The sequence below is a fragment of the Psychromonas sp. genome (genome assembly GCF_047632955.1).
Lineage (GTDB): Bacteria > Pseudomonadota > Gammaproteobacteria > Enterobacterales > Psychromonadaceae > Psychromonas.
Genome location: NZ_JBLIED010000015.1, coordinates 37,995 through 57,289 on the forward strand (window position 1 = coordinate 37,995; position 19,295 = coordinate 57,289).

Annotated in this window: 20 protein-coding genes; 6 read left to right on the forward strand and 14 right to left on the reverse strand. The window is 40.1% G+C overall.

Annotation, left to right across the window (positions count from 1 at the left end):
• Positions 1-296: 296 nt before the first annotated feature.
• The 4 genes from ACJAZP_RS10870 to ACJAZP_RS10885 all read right to left on the reverse strand — a co-directional run bounded on the left by ACJAZP_RS10870 (position 297) and on the right by ACJAZP_RS10885 (position 3,317).
• Entirely contained in the window at positions 297-740 is a 444-nt protein-coding gene (locus ACJAZP_RS10870) for a DUF411 domain-containing protein (protein WP_415230764.1), read from the reverse strand.
• Between the two features lie 47 nt (positions 741-787).
• The gene (locus tag ACJAZP_RS10875; protein WP_415230765.1) at positions 788-1,102 is read right to left on the reverse strand and encodes a hypothetical protein; all 315 of its coding nucleotides are present in this window, start codon (positions 1,100-1,102) and stop codon (positions 788-790) included.
• A 105-nt stretch (positions 1,103-1,207) separates the two neighbouring features.
• Complete coding sequence (locus ACJAZP_RS10880) at positions 1,208-2,614, reverse strand: sensor histidine kinase (RefSeq protein ID WP_415230766.1); 1,407 nt, start codon at positions 2,612-2,614, stop codon at positions 1,208-1,210.
• Positions 2,607-3,317, reverse strand: coding sequence for a response regulator (locus tag ACJAZP_RS10885; protein ID WP_415230767.1), 711 nt, complete (start codon positions 3,315-3,317; stop codon positions 2,607-2,609). Before ACJAZP_RS10885 ends, ACJAZP_RS10880 begins: the two co-directional genes overlap by 8 nt.
• Positions 3,318-3,511: 194 nt before the next feature.
• Between ACJAZP_RS10885 and ACJAZP_RS10890 the strand changes: the two genes are divergently transcribed.
• On the forward strand, positions 3,512-3,709 hold the full coding sequence (locus ACJAZP_RS10890) for an SHOCT domain-containing protein (protein ID WP_415230768.1): 198 nt from the start codon (positions 3,512-3,514) through the stop codon (positions 3,707-3,709).
• A gap of 46 nt (positions 3,710-3,755) precedes the next feature.
• Positions 3,756-4,289, forward strand: a complete 534-nt coding sequence (locus ACJAZP_RS10895) for a Spy/CpxP family protein refolding chaperone (RefSeq protein ID WP_415230769.1) — start codon at positions 3,756-3,758, stop codon at positions 4,287-4,289.
• Between the two features lie 312 nt (positions 4,290-4,601).
• Here ACJAZP_RS10895 and ACJAZP_RS10900 read toward each other — a convergent pair whose 3' ends face one another.
• The 4 genes from ACJAZP_RS10900 to ACJAZP_RS10915 form a co-directional block, all read right to left on the reverse strand.
• Positions 4,602-4,784: an SHOCT domain-containing protein gene (locus tag ACJAZP_RS10900; protein WP_415230770.1), complete on the reverse strand. Its 183-nt coding sequence runs from the start codon at positions 4,782-4,784 to the stop codon at positions 4,602-4,604.
• Between the two features lie 54 nt (positions 4,785-4,838).
• Positions 4,839-5,171, reverse strand: a complete 333-nt coding sequence (locus ACJAZP_RS10905) for a c-type cytochrome (RefSeq protein ID WP_415230771.1) — start codon at positions 5,169-5,171, stop codon at positions 4,839-4,841.
• A 680-nt stretch (positions 5,172-5,851) separates the two neighbouring features.
• Positions 5,852-6,319, reverse strand: coding sequence for a plastocyanin/azurin family copper-binding protein (locus ACJAZP_RS10910; protein WP_415230772.1), 468 nt, complete (start codon positions 6,317-6,319; stop codon positions 5,852-5,854).
• Positions 6,320-7,131: 812 nt separating this feature from the next.
• Positions 7,132-7,698 (reverse strand): carboxymuconolactone decarboxylase family protein, encoded by a 567-nt coding sequence (locus tag ACJAZP_RS10915; RefSeq protein WP_415230773.1) that lies wholly within the window; start codon positions 7,696-7,698, stop codon positions 7,132-7,134.
• Between the two features lie 408 nt (positions 7,699-8,106).
• On the opposite strand from ACJAZP_RS10915, the gene ACJAZP_RS10920 reads away from it, so the two are divergent.
• From ACJAZP_RS10920 to ACJAZP_RS10935, 4 genes are all read left to right on the forward strand, one after another.
• Positions 8,107-10,644 (forward strand): heavy metal translocating P-type ATPase, encoded by a 2,538-nt coding sequence (locus ACJAZP_RS10920; protein WP_415230774.1) that lies wholly within the window; start codon positions 8,107-8,109, stop codon positions 10,642-10,644.
• Positions 10,645-10,653: 9 nt separating this feature from the next.
• Positions 10,654-11,022 carry a cupredoxin domain-containing protein gene (locus ACJAZP_RS10925; protein ID WP_415230812.1) on the forward strand — a complete coding sequence of 123 codons (369 nt, stop codon included), beginning with the start codon at positions 10,654-10,656 and terminating at the stop codon, positions 11,020-11,022.
• A gap of 59 nt (positions 11,023-11,081) precedes the next feature.
• On the forward strand, positions 11,082-11,450 hold the full coding sequence (locus ACJAZP_RS10930) for a cation transporter (protein WP_415230775.1): 369 nt from the start codon (positions 11,082-11,084) through the stop codon (positions 11,448-11,450).
• A 90-nt stretch (positions 11,451-11,540) separates the two neighbouring features.
• On the forward strand, positions 11,541-11,930 hold the full coding sequence (locus tag ACJAZP_RS10935) for a MerR family transcriptional regulator (protein ID WP_415230776.1): 390 nt from the start codon (positions 11,541-11,543) through the stop codon (positions 11,928-11,930).
• Between the two features lie 100 nt (positions 11,931-12,030).
• Here the strand turns inward: ACJAZP_RS10935 and ACJAZP_RS10940 are convergent, their stop codons facing one another.
• From ACJAZP_RS10940 to ACJAZP_RS10965, 6 genes are all read right to left on the reverse strand, one after another.
• Positions 12,031-12,477 carry a DUF411 domain-containing protein gene (locus tag ACJAZP_RS10940; RefSeq protein ID WP_415230777.1) on the reverse strand — a complete coding sequence of 149 codons (447 nt, stop codon included), beginning with the start codon at positions 12,475-12,477 and terminating at the stop codon, positions 12,031-12,033.
• 19 nt (positions 12,478-12,496) lie between these two features.
• Positions 12,497-13,366: a copper resistance D family protein gene (locus ACJAZP_RS10945; protein WP_415230778.1), complete on the reverse strand. Its 870-nt coding sequence runs from the start codon at positions 13,364-13,366 to the stop codon at positions 12,497-12,499.
• 56 nt (positions 13,367-13,422) lie between these two features.
• A complete protein-coding gene (locus ACJAZP_RS10950) occupies positions 13,423-13,827 on the reverse strand; it encodes a copper resistance CopC family protein (protein WP_415230779.1) in 405 nt (134 codons plus the stop codon).
• A gap of 238 nt (positions 13,828-14,065) precedes the next feature.
• Complete coding sequence (locus tag ACJAZP_RS10955) at positions 14,066-14,614, reverse strand: hypothetical protein (RefSeq protein ID WP_415230780.1); 549 nt, start codon at positions 14,612-14,614, stop codon at positions 14,066-14,068.
• A gap of 89 nt (positions 14,615-14,703) precedes the next feature.
• Complete coding sequence (locus ACJAZP_RS10960; RefSeq protein WP_415230781.1) at positions 14,704-17,832, reverse strand: efflux RND transporter permease subunit; 3,129 nt, start codon at positions 17,830-17,832, stop codon at positions 14,704-14,706.
• Entirely contained in the window at positions 17,829-19,295 is a 1,467-nt protein-coding gene (locus ACJAZP_RS10965; protein WP_415230782.1) for an efflux RND transporter periplasmic adaptor subunit, read from the reverse strand. Before ACJAZP_RS10965 ends, ACJAZP_RS10960 begins: the two co-directional genes overlap by 4 nt.

Consider the following 19,295-nt stretch of genomic DNA (forward strand, 5'->3'; position numbering starts at 1 on the left):
TGCGCACTTTTACTTATCACCTGCTTATGCAGAATAAGCACATCTGCAACAACAGCTAACGACAATTTATCCCTTTCCTTTTGACCTTCCCCTAGTGGTATAGACGATGATCTTTGCATATAACCTGACACTGCCAGTTTGATCGGATTGGAGTCTTTATATTTTATTAAATAATTTCAATCAGTTAAAGGTCATCCTCTTCAGTCCTCAATAAACTCAATACTCATGTTTAATCACCTATCAATGAAAACAGCGCACTGAGCGCTGTTTTTATGAAATAACCGGTTCAACCACTATTATTTATTGGAAACATGATATTCGTTATACACCATCGTTTTTCCGTCTTTTCTAAAAGCGATCACTTGATACGGGTCGGTATTACCAGGTACATCCATTCCAAGTGATGAAGCTGGCATACCCGGAACAGCTATTCCTGTCACTGCAGGTCTCTCTTTTAATAAGCGTTGGATATCAGCAAGCGGAACGTGCCCTTCCAGCACATACCCGTCTACTGTTGCGGTATGACAAGCTGCAAGATCGGATGTGATTCCATAAGCTTTGTGCTGTTCATTATTATTGGCTTGCTCGATAACTGTTATTTCAAAACCCGCTTTTTCAACTTGTTTGGCCCAGGCTTTACAACAACCGCAATAGGGTGATTTGTATAAGGTCATTTCGGTTGCAAATGCACTGCTCGCGAAGAGAGAAAGGGTAATAAAAAGTATTTTAAATTTATTCATAATATTGTCCATTTTTAATTTTTATAATAAGTCGTTACTGTCGTAAATTACAAACTCAGAATATGGGCAATTGGAGGTCGAAAGAGACGCGCGTTATGTTGACTAAGTATGTAACTTTTATGGTCAACAAAGGCTAAACGCTCAAAAAAGAGTGTTTCATTTGAAAAATTTAATCGTTCAAAGGGGAAAAATAAAACAGAGGCTGTTGAGCACGGGTTATTCGCACTATTATCAGCGATATCACTGCACAAGCAACTTTCAATTTTCGACATCGAATGCTCAGTTGCCCGTTCAGCCTGCACTGAAAAAACTGCGATAAAAATTAATGGTAATATTAAGAGACTACTTAAAGTTCGTTTCATAAATTCGCAACATTAGGTTATATACACAAATGATAGTTCCTCCCCCTAGGGGAATGTCAAAGGTAAAAGTAAAATATTCAGTGACATGAGTCCTCCTAAATGATCTTACTTCTCAGACAATGAAATCTTAACTTCCAAACCACCCGTCTGTTGATTGCTAAAGGTTAATTTACCGCCATGTTCCTGTATAATACTGTGGGTAATTGCCAGCCCTAAACCAACACTCGAGTCTTGGATAACACGCGCTTTATCTAAACGAACAAAGGGTTTAATGACCTCTTCAAACTGACTTTCATCTATTCCCCGGCCAGTATCTCTTACATAAACCGTCAAGATCCCGCTGCTCAAAAAGGCTTCAATAGAGATAGACAGGTTACCTTGAACGTCTTTCCCGTGAGCAATACTGTTATTAACTAAATTTTCAATCACTCGGCGAAATGTGCTTGGCCATAAACGGAAAACCAATTTGTTATTGCTCTTTAATTTAATATTTACGCCGCGATCACGATAATCGTCACAAATGGTGGTTAATAAACTCACTATTTCCGTCTCCTGTTTTTTCTCTCTCTGCCAATTACTTTTTGAAAACTCTAGCGTTGCTTTCAGCATGGCTTCCATCTGCTCAACCGTATCAAGCATTCGAGCCTGATCCTCGCATTGTTCTATAAACTCAAGTCGTAAACGCAAACTGGTCAAAGGGGTTCTCAAGTCATGTGATATTGCAGACAGCATTTTGGTGCGATCATTAATGAATTTAGAGAGGTTCGATTGCATTTGGTTAAACGCAACAATAGTAGGTATCACTTCACTCGGCCCAATAACGGGAAGAGCTTTAAAATCTCGTTCGCTGCCCACTTTGTTGGCAGCAACGGCTAATTCGGCAATCGGCCTTAATGCGCGCTTTACCGTCCAGGTCATACTGATCAGAATTAAAAGAGTAAAAACAAACACTAAAATAACTGCTTTTAACGGCAGCTGTACTATCTTTTCATCAATTGCAGAATTAAAATTTAACCAGTGTTGATTAGCTAATAAAATAGAGCCGGTTAATTGTAAGTTGTAGCTGTTTTTCATTTTTTCATGCATCAAAGTGCTACTGACCATTGAATGCATTTTACCCATGTCTGCCATGCCTGTATCTAGCCGTTCACTTTTAACCGATACAATACGAATATCTTTTATTTGAGTCGGTGCAATCAAGTCGTGCAGTTTCTTTGCTAAAAGAGATCCATTATTTTCGGTCACTATCGGCTTGCGATCCAGTGATAAATAAAATCCCAAACCTTGGCTGGCGCTGATAATATCTTCATGTAAATCGAAGGGAGTTTTATTTAAAATAAAAATCAAAGAGCTAAGGCGATCCAGTGTGCTGTCACTAGAAACATAATTAAGTACTTGTTCGCGTTCATCGGAATAAATTTGTAGAGAAAGCGACAGCACTAAACTTAACCCAATTAACATAATCAGGCAGATCTGAGAGACTAAGCTTTTAGGTAATATTTTCCTAATCATGTGTGACCCCACAGGTAAATTGATATCCCCCTCCCCAAATGGTGATAATTATTTCAGGGTGTTTTGCATCTAGCTCTAATTTTTTACGTAAGCGACTAATAAGCGTATCAATGGATCGATCATATACTCCCCCATCACGTCCTTTGCTTAAATCTAACAATTGGTCACGGCTTAGTACTCTTTGAGGATGGGCAATAAACACCCGTAACAGATCAAATTCAGCACTGCTTAAGACTACCATTACGCCTTCTTTGTCTGTTAATTCACGCTTATAAACATCAATAGTCCAGTGTGAAAAATAATAGAATTCAATGTCTGAGACGGGGGCATTTAAGGTGTTTACACGGCGTAATACGGCTTTAATACGCGCTAATAACTCGCGAGGATTAAAAGGTTTGGCCAGATAATCATCCGCACCCATCTCAAGACCTATAATTTTATCCATTTCATCACTCATTGCCGTGAGCATCACAATGGGGATATTAGATGAGACACGTAATCCTCGGCATAAACTTAAACCATCTTCACCCGGCAGCATTAAATCCAACACTATTAAGTCTATTTTTGAAAGGCTTAAACAACGTTTCATCTCTTTGCCATCTTTGGCAACAGTGACACGATAGTTATGTTGTACAAAAAAACGTTGTAATAATTCACGAATTTCATGGTGGTCATCGACAATTAATAGATGGGGCTGTTCCATGCTGATTCCTTTAACTTAATGATCAAATAAGAGATTACGTTATTTTTTTATATTAATTGTATCAAAGTATGTCAAAGCGCCTTTTCGCCACAAACTATTACAAACTTCCTATTTTCAGACAAACTTCTGACATAACTCAGTGCTTAAATATACACATACAACGAACACAAGTTAGTTATTAAAAGGAGATTATTATGATGTATTCTTGGCACTTTATGCCTTTTTGGGGGCACATTCTTATGATGTTATTTTGGGTTGGTTTATTTATGTTGATAATGAATTATCTACCCTATCGCAGCGACAAGGAAAGCAGTATAGACATTGCAAAAAACCGGTACGCTCAAGGTGAAATAGATGAAGAGCAATTTAACAACATAAAGAAAAATTTATAAACAAACAGCATACATTACACTTATTTTAATCAATCTGGAGAAGATCATGAAAAATAAAACAATTAAAACAATGCTACTCGTGCTAACCGTTTCATTTACCGGCACATCTTATGTTGCTGCACATGCACAACAGGCCTCCGAAGACGCTTTAATGGGCATGGGTACTGGCAATATGGGCACGGGGCACATGAGTACGGAGCATATGGGTACCGGGCAAATGGGAATGGGCCAGATGGGGATGGGGGGAATAGGTATGGGCAATATGCCGATGAATTTTTCACAGTTAAACCTGACTGACCAGCAGAAACAAGAGATACAAGCTATCACGGCAGCTTCGAACAATGGCAATCATCAAAACATGGGGAATATGCAGGTACATCATGCTGAAATGCAAGCATTACTAAGCGATGCGGTTTTTGATGAAAATAAAGCTAAAACCATCATGGCAGAGCATCATTCACAGATGGATGAAAGAATGCTGGAAATGTTAAAAACGCAGCATCAAATCTTTCAACTATTGGATGATCAGCAAAAAGAACAAGCAATGGGCATGCAAAATAACAGGATGAATGCGAAGTAACAAAATGCTTTTTACACCTTCGAATTATTTACAGCGCCACTAGATATGCAGATTGTCACTCAGGCAATAAACAGCAAGCTTTATATTTGAAGCTTGCTGTTTTCTCAACTAACGAATTTTTTATTTTTATAATGGCAGAATAACGATCCCCCTCATACCAACGCAAATCGTTTCTGTGAGACGTTAGTATTCAGAGCCGTCATAAACTCACCCGTTAGGCCGCAGACGTCAATACGTCAATACGTCAATACGTCAATACGTCAATACGTCAAGTGAAGCGTTTTGTTCGATAATTTTTTGACAGTGAAGAGGTCATGATAAAATATTTTTCTTCATCTCATCCAATTGCTCTTTGGTTATTTCATCTGATGCATATCTCTTGTTCAAAATATCAAGAGCAGTCTCTTTCTTAAAACCCTTTCCAATCAGGTGCCTGAAAAGGTAGACCAGAAGAAAAACCAGCATTACATAAAATAATACCATCATTCCCCCCAAACCAGTGTCCTTCCTAATTCCCATAGGGATGCATAAAAATCCCTCTATATTGTATTATTTGTCTTTCATAGTTGCATAAAAAGCAGCAATATCAGCCAGATCTTGATTATTTAATGCAGAAAGCTGAGTACGCATCATTTCAGCAAAATCTCCTTTTCGATTACCATTTTGGTAGGCTTTCATTGAACTAAATAAATACTGCTCATTTTGACCTCGTAAGTTGGGATAGCTTGGCATGGTAGCAATGCCGTCCATACCATGACAAAAACCGCAACTTGGTGTCTTAAGCGGGCCTAAACTAGCATTGCCTTGATAAGGTTCCCCTAACACATTGAAAGTAGCTAAAGAGATAAGACTAAAAAAAATGAAGATTTTTTTTATCACCATTGAATTCCTTATTTTATATTGCTCAAAAACAATAACACCTGAAATATTAATACGCCGCCCGGCAACACAAATCTCCGTCCTGATAACCTGCACTGTGACGCTCCCTTAGTTAATTATTAATGGAAGTATTAACGTCTGTACACAATCCATCCTGACTAATATTTTTATGGTTAACTGCCCCCATTTTCTTAGATTATGGAGAAGCTAACCGACTGCTTAAAAGGGCAATTACATGCTTTTTGCTAAGGTTATAAAAAACATACTTTGCAATGCATAATTTACAGCTTTAATTTCGAACTGCATCTCAGTCTAGGTACTAGCATCTCAGTCGAGGTAGTAAAAGGTAAAATCGTACCTAATTACATCTTTATTTTATTTATCGGCGCATCAGCAGCTCAAATGACGGCTCTTGGTTTTTTAACCTATTCCCTTATTTTATCTCTTAATTCAATGTGATAAGTATAAAAGTTAAAGGTGAAGACTGTAATCACCTTTAACTTTATTTATATTTATCGTAAATGAAAAAATGCTTCGGTTATTTGCAGAGCAAATTCCATTCACTCCGACTATGCACTTTGGCGATAGATGGTGTTATCGCTAAGCCAAGTCCGATGTTCTAATACTTGCCAATTTTTCTGGATTTATCTGCTCGGTATAATTCAGCTTGATAGCGCGTTAAATTACTTTACTTCAACCTTGCCCTTCATTCCGGCTTCAAAATGCCCCGGTTGTAAACAAGCAAAATCAACGCTACCGGCTTGACTGAATTTCCATATAAGATCGCCTGTTTTCCCACCTTTAAGACTGACCATATTAGGCTCTTGATGTTGCATAGCAGATGTTTTACGCATCTTCTCTGCGTGTTCTTTAAGTTCTTCAGTATTACCGATGACTAATTCATGTTGCAATTGACCTGTGTTTTTAACAGAAAAACGGATCGTTTCCCCTACTTCAACTTTAATCTGACTCGGAGAAAAACGCATATTATCGCCCATTTCTACCACGATAGTTCGGTTAACATCGGCAGAATGACCAGGTATCCCGACACTCATAGCACTGTCATGATGATCGCCGTCGTCGTGATGATCCCCTGCAAAACTTAGGCTTGGCAATAGGCTCAATAGTAATAATAGAATTGTCTTTTTCATATTAACATCCCTTGTTGAATGGTTATCTTATTGATTAAAATCAGTATGTTATTTCAATTTACCATCGATTTCTCTGTGTATTCTGTCTTCCAACTCGGCGTAGATCGGCACTTTTCCCAATAGTATTTTTCTATTTTCTATAACACGCCAGTATATGGCATAAATTGCAGGCCAAACTCATAACCTAAGTGCACAACGGCTACTAGTTCAGACTATTTTTCCTTGCTGATTAATTTAAACCTATAAACATTGGACAATCCACCATTGAAGATATTTCATTTTCGAATAGAGGTGTAAAGGCCGTCATTTTTTAAGTGAAAATATAATAGGCCATTACCAAGGGGGAGGGTCAATCAATGGTTTTTAAGTTTTATTCGGCAGATTAGTTTTGCTGCTAACTTTCCTTGCCAGCTTATATTTTACGAGTTATCTAATGCTCAATATTACTTGATTTTCTTAAGTGAATTTATAAAGGGTGATCACCTGAAATAAAGGTGATTTTTTTCGGTTTTATGATTAGTAAGGAAGTTATCCGAGTCGCGGTTATGCCAGCCTGTTGTCTATTTTTATAATAAGCTGATACTTTATCTTTGAATCTCAATTTTTAGATACGTTGTGCAAATTTATTTTGTGTCCAAACCTAACTATTTTCCCAAGGTAACTAAAGTCTTACTTGGGAAACCGGGCCCATTAAATTTGCTACTCGCAAATGCCCCTGACTGTTTTTGAACCCTAAATGATAAAAAACCTAAGGGAAAGCACACTAATAAAGTCCGAACGGAGCAACTACAGCTGCCCGTTGCATGTGATTGTTAACCATGATTATCGGAATTATCAGCGGGAAGCTCACAGAAACCTTGAGGGGGAACATCTAACGCGCCGTTGAATTTGCTGGATAAATTTTGAAAAGCAATCAGCCCAGTTAATTCCACAATAATGTCTTCCTTAAAGAGCTCCTTTAACCTCTGCATCAATTCGCCTGTCACTTGTTGATCTGAATAAGTAATAGCGTCCGTATATTCAAGAACTACCTTCTCTTTCTCGTCGAAGATATCGCTTTCTTTCCATTGCGCAAGTTTTTCTACTTTTTCCATAGAGCCTGAGCGTTTGGCCAGAGTAGCAGAATTGATATCAACGCAGAAACGGCACCAATTGATTTGCGACACTCTTACTGTCACCAATGAACGTAAAACGGGACTCAGCGGGGAGTTTTTTCTGTCCAGAGTGCCATAAAGCACAGCGACTGCTGCAAACAACTTAGGTACTCTTGCCCAAAGTAGGCCTGGCTGAAGGATTGCCCCATATTTTCTTTTTTGATTCCAAAAGAAAGGCCGTAGTATCCAGGGGTAATCTTTTAATTGTTTTACTGAAATTCTCATATTTATCCTTTAAAAGCCAACACTCAGCTTGAGGGGAACTGTTATAACCGTTTTAACCAATTAACCAATTAAGAAACACGGGAAATGATAGTCAAATTTATCAACTGGTTCTGATGAAACGCGATGATAAGCGCATAAATCTACAGTATTTCAATTACTAATATCACTATAATGCGAAATAAAGTCATTAATGTTGTGTCTTGTATCTGAATTATTCTGGTCAAGTCCAAACAATAACGAGATAAGCGGCTCTGTGAATTTATTTTTAGAAAAATTTTGCCATTTAGATAAATTTAAAAAACGTTATAAATAATTTAAATATATCTCCCTCTCAGCTTGACCCTCCCCTTAGAGTAATGACTAAGCTTGTTCTTAAGGTTACAGTCAAAACTCAATTAAGGAGGTTGTATGTCTTTATCCGCAAGCTTAAAATTACCTATAGATGGTATGGCCTGCACGGGTTGTGCGAGTCGATTACAAACAGCACTAAATGCAATAGAAGGAATTAATGCTGATGTCAGTTTTGCAGCTAAGAGTGCAGAATTCACTATTGATGATAGTGTAGATTATGATGATACGGTAAAATCTATTCTGATTTTAATTGAACAAAAAGGCTACAAAACAGCGTTACCACTCGAAGACGATGCATTGAATAACGGTCAGTCAGTGGCTCCCCCCTCTCCGACAATTAAAGCTCCTCATGACTCCCAAGCAAAAACACAAGAGTTACTTTTAGAGGGAGTGACCTGCGCAAGCTGCGTCGGTAAGATAGAAAAAGCCTTAAATGCGCTACCTGATGTTCAACAAGCGCAAATAAATTTTGCTCTCAGAACCGCTTCTATTACCGGTGATGTTGATACAGAAACGCTAATAAAAACCATTGAAGCGGCTGGGTATAATGCTAAAAGTACAGACAATGCCAGTGACGAGAAGCTACTCGATGAAAAAGAGAAAGCGGATCAAAAGTATTATCGGAAACTAATATTGCAAGTGTGGATCGGTTTAGGCTTAGGTGTCCCGTTAATGGCATATGGTCTTTTGGGTGGACCGATGACCGTTAATTCCCCCATAGAACGGGGTGTTTGGTTGGTCATAGGCCTTATCTGTGCGGCCGTCATGTATTTTGCAGGTAAACATTTTTATATCGGTGCATGGAAATCTTTTGTTAATCACAATGCAAATATGGATACTTTAATTGCATTAGGGACTGGCACTGCATGGTTATATTCAATGATTGTCGTTATTTATCCGCTGGCTTTACCTGAAATGGCAAGACATGTCTATTTTGAAGCGACCGCAATGATCATTGGTTTAATTAATTTAGGCCTAGCGCTTGAAGTCAAAGCGCGTGGTCGTACTAGCGAAGCGATACAAAGATTAATTGGCTTACAGCCGAAAACCGCACGCGTTATTCGTGATGGCAAAGATATTGATATAACCATTGAACAAGTCTTATTAGATGATCTGGTTCGCGTTCGTCCCGGTGAATGTATCCCTGTTGATGGCATAGTTAACGAAGGAAAAACAACCATTGATGAGTCGATGCTAACTGGCGAGCCGATGCCGGTAAAAAAATCACCAGGTGATGAGATTGTTGCCGGCTCGATCAATAAAAGTGGATCCATTATTTTTAAAGCGACTCGCGTCGGCAAAGATACCGCGCTCGCACAAATAATTAAGATGGTTAAACGAGCACAAAACTCTAAACCTCCGATCGGACGATTAGCTGATATTATCGCTTCTTATTTTGTCCCCGTTATTATGATTATTTCAATTACCAGTGCCTTGGTCTGGTTAAACTTTGGCCCGGAACCCAGCATTGCATTTGCCGTTGTATCGGCAACAACCGTACTTATTATTGCCTGCCCATGCGCATTAGGCTTGGCAACACCAATGTCGGTGATGGTTGGTGTGGGTAAAGCGGCGGAAGCTGGCATCCTTATTCGCAATGGCGAAGCCCTGCAAAACGCTTCAAAAATAACTACTATGGTTCTGGATAAAACCGGCACTATTACCTTAGGTGAGCCTAAAGTAACTGATATTTATCGCGTTAATTCAATGGACGAAGATCAGATCTTGCAATTAGCCGCAAGTTTAGAAATTGGCTCTGAACATCCACTGGCACAAGCTATTGTAGAATCCGCAAATGAACGAGGCTTAAAAACAGATAAAGTCGAACATTTTAACGCTATTGCAGGCCAAGGCGTAGAGGGGACCGTTGGCGATAAAGGTTTATTTTTTGGCAATCAAAAACTAATGCTTGAGCAAGGCATCAGTATTAATAAAGAAGCTCAGGATGTGAGCCTGAAAATGGCAGGCGAGGCTAAAACCCCCATGTTTTTCGCTATTGACGGTGATTTAGCCGCGCTTATCGCCGTTGCCGATCCGATAAAAGAAGATTCTATTTCGGCTATCAAACGCTTACAAAAAGAGGGTATTAGGGTAGTCATGCTCACCGGTGATAATCAGGCGACGGCAAAAGCGGTGGCACAAAAAGTAGGTATAACAGATTATTTTGCTGAAGTAGCTCCCGCAGACAAATCAAAAAAAGTAGCTGAATTACAGGCTCAAGGTGAAATAGTCGGTATGACAGGCGACGGCATTAACGATGCGCCGGCGCTTGCGCTGGCCAATGTTGGTTTTGCAATTGGGACAGGGACCGATGTGGCGATAGAAAGTGCAGATATAACATTAATGCGCGGCTCTTTGCATGGTCTTGCCGATGCAATATCCGTGAGTAAAGCCACCTTGCGTAATATTAAACAAAATCTAGTGGGTGCCTTTATTTATAACGCGGCAGGTGTACCGCTCGCCGCGGGAATTTTATTCCCCTTCTTTGGACTGTTACTTAATCCTGTTATTGCAGGCGCGGCAATGGCATTTTCATCTTTAACCGTGGTCAGTAATGCTAACCGTTTACGTTTTTTTAAACCACAAGATCACTAGGAGAATATGATGTTGATTATTAACTTGGTTGGAATCGCTTTGATTTTTTTAATTGTCTGGTGGTTTTGGCTTTACACTGCGAAGAACGAGCGAAAAATGTCAGCAAATAAAAGCAATGGAGAGATAAGTATTATTGTGCAGGATGGTGTTTATCAACCATCAACAATAGCACTAAGCACGCTCACTGGCACGACACTTAAATTTACACGTAAAGATCCCAGCCCCTGTGCGGCAACGGTAATCTTTCCTGATTTTGAAATAAGTGAAGAATTACCCTTAAACAAAACCATTGAAATTGCACTCCCCATAATGGAAAAAGGGAAATATGTATTTCACTGTCAAATGCAAATGTACAAAGGTTATCTCGTCGTTGAGTAAATATATTGCCAATGTTAAGTTTTAAAAGTGCGGCCAACATAAATATTGAGGAGGAAATCATGGACAATCCCAAGCACCGAGTAGGTGTTACTGAAGTTAATTTAGTTATTAGAAAACTTCAACTAAAAGGGCTAACGGAATTTAATCGGGCTAAAATCATCTCAGAAATAGATCAAGCTGTTGGCATTGATAACGTAACTCTTGATAATAAAAACGGCCTACTACACATAGCTTATGATGTAACTCATATAAATTTAGATGCCATCAAACTCGTTGTCGTTAAGCACGGTGCAGAACTATCAGGGGGTTGGTGGAACCATTTTAAAGAAGGTTATTATAAATTCGTTGAGCAAAATATGCTGGACAATATCAAACATAAGCCATCTTGTTGCAGTCGACCACCGCCTAGAAGCACCAAACACAAATAGTGAATAGTGAATAGTGAATAGTGAATAGATTAATTGTATTTTGTTAAAGTCTCAAAATAAGTATTTAAAAAATACAAAGGAGCTTTAGTCATGCTAACTATCAGCCAAGCAGCCCAAGTAACGGGTTTATCTGTAAAATCTATCCGTTATTACGAACAGATAGGTTTAACCAATCCACCCCCTCGTGGTGAAAATGATTACCGCTATTATCCAAGTGCTTTAATCAAACGACTACATTTTATAAAAAAAACCAAAGACGCAGGCTTTAGTTTAAAAGAAAGTAAAAAATTATTAGTATTAGCTGAAAATAGTGATAGAAGAAGTGCCTATGTAAAAGCACTTCTCTCTCAAAAAATAGAAGAATTACAAACAAAAATAAATAGAGAACAAGCACTACTGGAAAGTTTAAAAAACATCACCCTAAAATGTTGTGGAGATGAACAGCCAAATTGTCCCATTATTGATGAATTTGTAAATTAAGCGCGACATAGAATGCAATAGACTCCGATTTTAGAGTGACAACTTTATTTTATAAAAATAGCGCACTAAGCGCGGTATTATAAAAGAAGCAGTTCAAAAATCACTCTTCCACGGGAAAGTTATATTCGCTATACACAGATTTCCCCCCGTCTTTACTAAAAGCAATTACTTGATAGGGATCCGTATTGCCAGGTACGTCCATGCCAGGAGATGAAGCAGGCATTCCCGGAACAGCTAAACCTGTAATGGCAGGCTTCTCTTTTAATAAACGTTGGATATCAGCAACCGGGACATGCCCTTCTATCACATAACCTTCTATTATTGCGCTATGACAAGATGCAAGATTTTGTGTAATTCCATTTTCTTTGTGCAGCTGATTATTATTGGCTTGCTCTATTATTGTCACCTCAAAACCGGCTTGTTCTACATGTTTAGCCCAGGCTTTACAGCAACCGCAATAGGGCGATTTGTATAAGGTCATTCCCGCTGCAAGTGCACTGCCTGCAAAGAGAGAAACAGTGATAATAAGTATTTTAAATTTATTCATAATATTGCCTATTTTTAATTTAACTTAAGGACACTGGCCCTAAAGCATAGGATAGCAGAGCGGTAATGGCTAAAATTATTACTGCAATGAGCATTTCATTCCTGATTGATTTTTGTAGTTTGTGGCAACATGCTTCTTCTTGTACTTCTTCTACAAGATGATACTTATGGTAAGCGGCAATCAATAAAAGACTAACGACAAAGATGAGTTTGAGCACTATGGCTTGGCCATATTGGGTGCTGAATAATTCTAGCGGATTGGCAAAAAATAAAAATAACAAACCTATTCCACAAGCGATTAATAAGCCGACCATAAACATCGCAATTTTACCAAATAATTCCATTAACTTACACAGACTGGGGGGTTGCAATAACTTACAACTAATCCATAGAGGATATAGCGCACCTATCCACCAAGCCATCGCCACAACGTGAAAACCGACCAACCACTTAGCCACCCCGCCAATATCAGCACTATGGCCAACAAAGGTAAATGAATAGGCAAAGCTAAAGGTCGCCGTTAGATACAAGAATATAAATATTGCATGTTTTAAACTAAACTTTTCATAGCGTACATTAAGATTGCCAAAAATTAAGGCAAAACCTAAAAGCGTAAATGCGAGCAAACGCCATAAAACAGAATCACCCACCGTACTTTGCCAAAGAAAATTGACCATATCAGGATCAAACATACCTGATAATCCGGTTTCAGAAAAAGCACCCACTCGAATGAAAAAGTTAACAATGACCGCGATAAAACCTAAAGTACTATTGATCACAATATAATGAATAATCGGCTTCTTATTCACCGAAGGACTTATCAAAGCGGCTATAAAAGGGCCACCAATCGCCGCGGCGACTCCCAAATAAATCAATAATTTGGAGGCCATATTGCAATAATCCCAAATGTAGCCCCAAAGCGTCATTTCCATCATAAGCACCTCAACTAATCATTACTATGATTAGGGCCATTCGAACTGTCGGGCATTTTTTGCATCTCAGAGGCATGCACCATGAAGGTAAAGTCACCTTTCATTTTATGCGCATCTTTGCCCATTGCTATCCACTTAACTTTATAACTGCCTGCATCAAGCATAGGCAAGGCGAGATTAAAGGAAATTTCAAAGTTTTTACTGGGTTTATTAATCACTTTAATCGCTTCTCCAGACTGATCCGTTAGTTGCACTTTGACCAATTTTACTGGCATAGTGAATTCAAGCATCAAGTCTTCAGGAGGCATATTTATCATCGCGCCATTTTTCGGCATTGAATGTTTCAGCCCCGAATGAGCGTTCGCTAAATTACTTATTAAAGCCAAAGTTAATATTGCTGCAATTTTAAAAAATTTCATTTTTACCTCATTTCTTTTTTATACCAAAAGGATTAATTAGGTGATCACCCTTTTAGTTCTTTTGGTGTTAGTTAAAGCCAGGCGCGGAACGCCAGAGCTTTGTGTATTTCATTGTCTTTGCTTTTGCATAACTGCTTTTATATCTCATTCACTTAAACTTTTTGATAAGAGCGAGCGAAATAAAAAGCAGCGCTTAAATAGATACTTTGCCAAATTAATTACATTCTCAACCGAATAATTACTGATTCTTTTTAAGCTGCGCTTTAATTTCACCCAAAATAAATTTTATTTCAGTTTTGTCCTGCGCTTTATCTAACTGCTTAAACAGATCATTAAGCCCGGTAATACCCTGCATATAAAGCATATGCTGATGTTCTGCAGAACTCATGCCTTCCATTGTCGATATATCATGATCTGCACTATCTATCTCCATATCGCCATTAGACATGCCGCTGTGATCCATGGCCATATCATCCTGCTCCATATTTGCATGCTCCACTTCAGACATTCCCATCTGCTCATGACCCATACTAGCTGCTGGTTGATTAGCTGGCATCGCACTTAAGCTTAATAGCTTATTAAGGTGCTGCTGCATTCTCTGCGCATCATCACTTTTAACCCCTTGGACATAACCGCGCAGTTCACTTTTAATAAACGCCATAGTGTCCCCCATCTCCGCCATTTCAACGTCATTGTGCTTTTGATCAGCAAATGCGCTTGAAAGCGGCGCAGATAAAAATAATAAAGCACCCAGTGCTAATGCTATTTTGCTTTTTTTAATGTTCATATTTACTTTCCTTTTAAATCATTTAGTTGTGTTAACGATTAATAAGATGAATCATCCTTTTTGATAAAAGATGATTCAACATGTTGCTGTTATTTCATATTAAATTGCTTACGCAGACTGATTTTTTTCCATTGAAAATACACCGCAGGTAAAATAAGCAGGGTCAAAATAACAGCACTGACCATACCGCCTATCATCGGTGTCGCGATGCGCTGCATAACCGATGATCCCGTACCATCGCCATACATAATAGGAACTAAGCCCATCACCACAACGGCCACGGTCATCATCACAGGCCGTACACGTAACCCGGCACCTTCTATTACCGCTTCTTTTAAATCATTGACATTAAAATGCTCAAGACGCAGATTTTTTTTAGCTTCTAATGATTGGTTTAAATACAAAAGCATTATCACGCCAATTTCTATCGACACCCCTGCCAGTGCGATAAAACCGACCCCGACGGCAACCGAGAAGTGAAAATCAAGCAAGAACATCAACCAAATCCCCCCCATTAATGCAAAGGGCAGTGTGGATAAAATCAGCAAGACTTCTCCCACTCGGCGGAAGGCTAAATACAGCAGAATAACGATAATAACCAAGGTCACCGGAATCACTTTTGCCAAACGTGCATTGGCTTTTTCCATATATTCATATTGCCCGGACCAGACCAGTGAATATCCGCCTGGTAAGATTATTTGCTCATTCACAATCCGCTGTGCATCTTTAACGTAGGATCCCAAATCAACGTTTTCGATATCCACATAAATCCAACCATTAAGACGCGCGTTTTCTGTTTTTATCATCGGAGCGCCCGCTTCAATATAAACATCAGCCACATCACTTAAACTGATATTCATTTTGCTTGGGGTCACAATCGGCAGACGTTTTAGTGCACTGACCGAATCGCGATAATCATTCGGATAACGTAAGTTGACCGGATAACGCTCTAATCCTTCAATGGTTTCGGTGATATTTTTACCGCCAATCGCCACGGCAACCAGCTGCTGTATTTCAGCAATATTAAGCCCATAACGCCCGGCCTTTTGACGGTCGATATCGACTTTTACATAACGGCCGCCCGTTACCCGCTCTGCGTACACCGATGCAGTACCCTCGACATCTTTTAGAATGGTCTCAATCTGCTTGCCGATTTTTTCAATTTCACCTAAATCCGCACCGGCTATTTTGATACCAATAGGCGTTTTAATGCCCGTTGCCAGCATATCGATTCGCGTTTTAATTGGCATCACCCAGGCATTAGTGAGTCCTGGGAATTGAATCAGATTATCGAGTTCATCAATCAGCATTTTTTTGGTAAAACCCGCGCGCCATTGATCCTTAGGTATAAATTGGATAGTCGTTTCAATCATGGTTAAGGGTGCCGGATCGGTCGCGGTTTCCGCGCGTCCTATTTTTCCCCACACGGTTTTCACTTCCGGCAAGGTTTTTATCAGTTTATTGGTTTGCTGTAATAACTCGCGCGCTTTACCGATAGAAATGCCCGGATAAGTGGTCGGCATATACATTAAATCGCCTTCATCCAGCGGTGGAATAAACTCGCTGCCGATTTTACTCACCGGATAAAAGCCAACCACTAACACCAGAAAGGCAAAGCTGATGGCTAATATTGGAAAGCGTAAACTAAAGGCCAGCACAGGTTTATATAAAGCCACCAGAAAACGGTTTAAGGGGTTTTTATGCTCAGGTAATACTTTACCGCGAATAAAATAGCCCATTAAAACCGGAATTAATGTGATTGCCAGCCCCGCAGAAGCCGCCATCGCATAGGTTTTGGTGAATGCCAGCGGTGAAAACATCTTGCCCGACTGTCCCTCCAGGGCAAAAACCGGTAAGAAACTGAAAGTAATAATCAGCAATGAGAAAAACAGCGCAGGGCCAACCTCAAGCGTTGCTTTGCTTATCACCTGCCAGCGATTTTGATCGGTAAGCTCGGTTTTTTCCATGTGTTTATGGACGTTTTCGATCATCACTATCGCACCATCCACCATTGCGCCAATGGCAATCGCGATTCCCCCTAATGACATGATATTGGCATTAATACCCTGCCACGACATAATAATAAAGGCGACAAAGATACCCACGGGCAGGCTTAACAGCACCACTAATGATGAACGAAAGTGAAACAGAAAAGCAGCACAGACCAAAATCACCACAATAAACTCTTCGAGTAATTTATAATAAAGGTTCTTCACGGCACTGTTAATTAATTCAGAGCGATCATAGGTCGGAATGATTTCCACCCCATCCGGCAAACTTTTTTGCAGCGTTTTCAGTTTGTCTTTCACCGCCGCAATGACGCCCTGTGCATTCTCGCCAAAGCGCATTACGATCACGCCACTGACCACTTCACCTTCACCGTTCAGCTCGGTAATACCGCGGCGCATTTGCGGACCTAAATTGATGGTCGCCACATCCCCTAATAAAAGCGGTGTACCTTGTGCATTGACTTGTAATGGAATAGCTTTGAGATCAGCAATGGATGAAATATAACCGGAAGTGCGCACCATATACTCAGCTTCCCCCATCTCAATCACGCTGGCGCCACTCTCCTGATTGGCTTGTTGAATGGCATTAGTGATTTTGTTAAGTGGCAGGTTATAAGCACGTAATTTGTTAGGATCAACACGCACTTGATACTGCTTGACCATACCACCGACGGTCGCCACTTCCGAGACTCCCGGGACAGTCTGCAGTTCAAACTTTAAAAACCAATTCTGTAAACTGGTTAGTTCACTTAAATCATGTTTTCCGCTTTTGTCCACCAGTGCGTAACTAAAGATCCAGCCTACGCCCGTTGCATCGGGCCCTAACGCCGAGCGTGCCGCCTCGGGTAAATCTGGGGCAACTTGCGATAAATATTCCAAAACACGGGAACGCGCCCAATACATGTCGGTATTATCATCAAAGATGATATACACGTAGGAGTCACCAAAAAACGAATAACCACGCACGGTTTTTGCGCCCGGCACCGATAACATCGCAGTGGTTAAGGGGTAAGTGACCTGATCCTCAACCACCTGTGGCGCTTGTCCGGGATAGCTGGTTTTAATAATAACCTGCACATCACTGAGATCCGGAATGGCGTCAATCGGTGTTTTCTGAACAGAGAACACTCCGTAAGCGACAATCACAAAGGTTATCAACAAAACCAGAATACGGTTTTTAATTGACCAATTTATCACTTTTGCAATCATAAGGTCACCTTACTAGCAGCGGGTCCTGAAGCATTTTGTCCCGGCAAGCCGAAATCAGACTGGTCACTCAAATCGAGCCAATCCAGATCCTCATCTTCGTTGCTCGAATCTAACTCAGGCTGTGCCTGTTTGTTTTTATCAATCTCTAACATACGCCCAAAATCGGCACTGATGCTGGACTCAGAATCCAATAAAAATTGCGCCGAGGTGACTATTTCCTGCCCTTCACTTAAACCCGACAAAACTTCCACCGATTTTTTGTTTTCCAGCCCTAAATTAACCAGCACAGATTTAAACTTACCCTCACCTAAGGCTAATACGACGCGATTCATGTTACCGGCATAAATGACCGCTTCCCGAGGAATCTGCAGTGTGCTTTGCTTCATTTGCGGGATCAGCGTGACACTGGCAAACATATTCGGTTTTAATAACGCAGTGGGATTATCAAATTGCAGACGAACCCGCAGGGTACGATTACTGGCGTTCATTTCCGGGTAGATAAAATCAACCTGCCCCTCCCATTTCTGCCCCGGAAAATAATCTAAGGTCATGAAGGCTAAATCGCCGAGCTTAACTAATGATACTTGTCCGGCAAACACTTCAACGTCCACCCAAACTGTATCTAAATTAACCGCGGTGATCACCACGGTAGAAGGCGAAATAAACGCGCCTTCATTTAATTTAAGCTCGGAAATAGTGCCTTTTTGCGGCGCGAAGACGGTGATATTTTGTAATACTTTTTTATTTTTTATGATATTTTCAATTTGATCCTTACTTACTCCTAATGCCTGTAAACGCGCTTTTGACGAACTAATTAAATTGCTGCGATTTAAGCTAATCGCATTAAATAATGATTCCTGTGCTTTGACCAACTCCGGGGAATAAAGATCAAACAGTGGCTGCCCTTTTTTAACTTCAACGCCCACGGATTTAACATATAGTTTTTCAATCCATCCCGATACGCGGCTATTGATTTGCCACAGCGCATTCTCATTGGCCTGTACTGTGCCTAATGTCTTAATTGCAATATTTAATGGCGCATTAACCACCTTTCCGGTACGCACGCCAAGATTATTTTCAACCGTCGGTGAGATTTTAACTACGCCCGTTTCAGACTCGCCACCGACTTCCTCATAAACAGCGACTAAATCCATGCCCATTGGCGATTTACCCGGTTTGTCACGTTGATAATTGGCATCCATCGGCGCCACCCAATATAAAATTTTAGGTTCGGCTTTTTCAGCTTGGGCACTTTTTTGTGCATAAACAGGCACTAAATCCATGCCCATCGGTGATTTTCCCGGTTTGTCTCGCTGATAATTGGCATCCATCGGGGCAACCCAATACAAAATATCCGGCTCTGCTGTTTTTTCTGTTGTAGTAAACAAGCTATTGATTTGCTGATTATTGGCCGCGACAATCCCCACCACTAAACCAACCATTAAAACTAAAAAGTAACGCAT